This window comes from Mycobacterium sp. (assembly GCF_050701675.1).
Lineage (GTDB): Bacteria > Actinomycetota > Actinomycetes > Mycobacteriales > Mycobacteriaceae > Mycobacterium.
Map to the genome: position 1 here is coordinate 1 of NZ_JBOGDD010000450.1, position 2,580 is coordinate 2,580.

Annotated in this window: 3 protein-coding genes; 2 read left to right on the plus strand and 1 reads right to left on the minus strand. The window is 66.2% G+C overall.

From position 1 onward, the window contains the following. Together ACRDUX_RS13665 and ACRDUX_RS13670 are read left to right on the plus strand one after the other, a co-directional pair. Positions 1–281, plus strand: a 281-nt coding sequence (locus ACRDUX_RS13665) for a thiamine pyrophosphate-dependent enzyme (protein ID WP_526414568.1), incomplete at its 5' end; no start/stop codon positions are given. Then, positions 278–1,771 (plus strand): aldehyde dehydrogenase, encoded by a 1,494-nt coding sequence (locus ACRDUX_RS13670; protein ID WP_526414569.1) that lies wholly within the window; start codon positions 278–280, stop codon positions 1,769–1,771. The genes ACRDUX_RS13665 and ACRDUX_RS13670, both read left to right, overlap by 4 nt. 69 nt (positions 1,772–1,840) lie before the next feature. On the opposite strand, the gene ACRDUX_RS13675 is transcribed toward ACRDUX_RS13670, so the two are convergent. Continuing rightward, a partial coding sequence (locus tag ACRDUX_RS13675; protein WP_526414570.1) for a heterodisulfide reductase-related iron-sulfur binding cluster occupies positions 1,841–2,580 on the minus strand: 740 nt, incomplete at its 5' end.

A 2,580-nucleotide genomic window follows, 5' to 3' on the forward strand; every position in this document is an offset into this window, starting at 1 on the left:
GGCGTGGCTCGTGGACGAAGTTCACCAACCCCGACTACGCCGGCATCGCGCGGGCCTACGGCGCCGACGGTGAGCGGATCACCTCGGCTGCTGATCTCGGGCCGGCCCTGCAGCGTGGCGTGGCGGCTGCGGGTCCGTACGTGATCGACGTGCCGATCGATGTGAACGTTCACCTGGTGGACAATCACGTCAGCGGGCCGGCGTTCTTGCTGGATGGTCGTGATATCCCCGCGGACGGCTCGGGTGTGCGGGGCGCCGGCGCTCCGGCGGTGCGTTCATGATCACCGACCCCGCAGAAATGGTGCTCCGGAAGTTCTCCCTCTACATCGACGGTGAGGAGGTGCCGGCTCTCAGCGGTGCGCGCTATCGATCCCAAGACCCATTTACGGGTCATCCCTGGGCCTCGGTCGCCGACGGCGGACCCGAGGACATCGATCGCGCGGTCCGCGCCGCCGAGGCCGCGTTCCGTGGAACGTGGGGCCGGCTATCGGGGGCAGATCGCGGTCGGCTGATGAACCGGCTGGCCGACGTGGTGGAGCGAGAAGCCGGCGTGCTGGCCGACATCGAAGTCAGAGACAACGGCAAGCTCCGGCGCGATGCCGAATCACAGATCGGCCTGTTGCCGGTGTGGTTGCGATACTTCGCTGGTCTGGCAGACAAGATCTACGGGCAGTCGATTCCGGACGCGCACCCGGACTACTTCATCTACACCCTGCGGGAGCCGCTCGGTGTCGTGGGGGCGATCCTGCCGTGGAACGCACCGTTGATCCTCGGCATGTACAAGTTCGCGCCTGCGCTGGCCGCCGGCTGCACGATCGTTGCGAAGCCGTCGGAATTCACGCCGGCATCGATGATCGCGTTCGCGCGGCTCTTCGAGCAGGCCGGATTCCCGCCCGGAGTTTTCAACGTCGTCGCCTCGTCGTCGCGCGAGACCGGGGCGGCTCTGGTCACCCATCCGCTGGTCTCGCGGGTCGCGTTCACGGGCTCGACGGCCACCGGCATCGCCATCGCCAAGAGTGCCGCCGACACCGTCACGCAGGTGTCTTTGGAATTGGGTGGCAAGTCGGCTCAGCTCGTCTTCGCCGACAGTGACGTCGAAGCGGTCGTCAACGGCATCACCGCCGGCGCCTTCGCCGCGGCCGGGCAGATGTGCCATGCAGGTGCGCGAGTGTACGTCGAGCGTCCGCTGTACTCCGAGGTGGTCGAGCGACTGTCCGAGCGTGCCGGACGGATCCGGCTTGGGGATCCCAAGGACGCGACCACCGAGGTAGGCCCGATCTCGACTGAGCCTCAGTTCAGCAAGGTGCTCGCCCTGCTGGAGGAGGCCCGGAAACAGGGCGCCGTGGTGGAGTGCGGCGGTGGCCGGGACACCGGCTTGACCGGCAACTTCGTGCGTCCCACCGTGCTCACCGGCGTCACCGAGGAGATGAACATCCTGCGTCAGGAGGTGTTCGGCCCGGTGGTCATCGTGCTTCCCTTCGACTCCGAGGAAGAAGCCGTACGGTTGGCCAACGACAGTCAGTACGGCCTCGCGTCGGGCCTGTGGACGAACGACGTGCGCCGGGTGCATCGGGTTGCGGCACGATTGGAGGCGGGGATCGTGTGGGTCAACTCCTACCGAGTCTCGTCGCCAGCCGTGCCATTCGGGGGCACCAAGATGAGTGGTGTCGGCCGGGAGAACGGCACCGACGCGATCTTCGAGTACACCGAGGTCAAGTCGGTGTACATCGAGACCTCGGGAGTTACACGCGATCCATTCCAGATGGGCTGATCGCCTGCGGCGAGGCCAGGTCCTGTACCCAGCGTTGCGGACAAAACCTGGCCTTGTCGCGTTGGTGGATCACCACGCCCTTGCGGGCGCAGATGCACGATCGGCGAGGACCTCGATCACATGACGATAGTCCTGTCCGGTCGCACGTGTCATTGCGATCTCACAGGTGCGGTTGCAAGATACGTACCCACTGGTGGGGCGGGCACGCACCTGCGCTGCCTCGGCGGTAGTTGCTGACGCAGTCAATTCGGGGTGGAGCATCCCCCGGTCACCGGCGAATCCGCAGCAGCCCCAGTCATCTGGCACGACGACCACCTCGGCCGCGGCACGGGCCACAACCAGCAACGCGGAATCGGTGCCCAATTGTGCCGACGAACAGGTGGGATGCACAGTCAGGGACGCCAACTTCTGGTGGGCCGGCAGTCGCGGTAGCACCCGGTCGGCCACGAAACTGACGGCGTCGACCACGGGGACGGCCGACGCATCCTGCTGCAGGATCTTGAGCAGACCTTCGGTGCAGCTGGACGCGTCGCACACCACCGGTATTTCACCATCCCGGGAAGCCGCGATGATGGCGGCCACCGTCTTGAGTTGCATCGCCTGATAGCCAGTGGCCATGCCCTTGGACGACCAAGGTGTTCCACAGCACAGCCCGTCGACGCCGTCCGGCACGGCAAGGACGAGACCTGCTTGGGCACATAACGCTTCGAAGGCTCGCTGAACTCCAGTGTTGCCCTCGCTCGGTCCGAACATGGCATTGACGCACGCTGGCAGATAGACCGCGTCCGGACGTCCCGCCGGCGCTGGAC